Source organism: Halalkalibacter lacteus (assembly GCF_036663595.1).
Classification (GTDB): Bacteria; Bacillota; Bacilli; order Bacillales; family Bacillaceae_D; genus Halalkalibacter; species Halalkalibacter lacteus.
In genome coordinates this window covers 1-235 of sequence record NZ_JAWRVL010000463.1, presented here as the reverse complement: position 1 = coordinate 235, position 235 = coordinate 1, and the positions used below count along the sequence as shown (strand labels likewise).

At 60.4% G+C, this 235-nt stretch carries 1 protein-coding gene; it reads right to left on the bottom strand.

Annotation, left to right across the window (positions count from 1 at the left end; translation table 11 throughout):
* Positions 1-26: 26 nt before the first annotated feature.
* On the bottom strand, positions 27-235 hold a 209-nt coding region (locus SAZ04_RS23030; RefSeq protein ID WP_332700132.1), incomplete at its 5' end, for a carbohydrate kinase family protein.

The window sequence follows — 235 nt, the reverse complement described above, 5'->3', positions numbered from 1 at the left end:
GAGATTTACCAATCATTTCTGCAATATCAGAAACCGTCGCTGAGCCCTGTGACCGTCACCCAGAAGATGTCGGCGTCACGGATGGCGTCGAAGTCGAGCTCGTCCTCACGGATCTCCATGTCCGGCGCCTTCGGGAACCGGTAGAAGTACAGCGGGAAGCTGTCGGGCGGGAAGATCTCGCAGAAGGTCACCGGCGTCGGAAGTCCGGGCACCGGCGTGACGAAGCGGTCGTCGA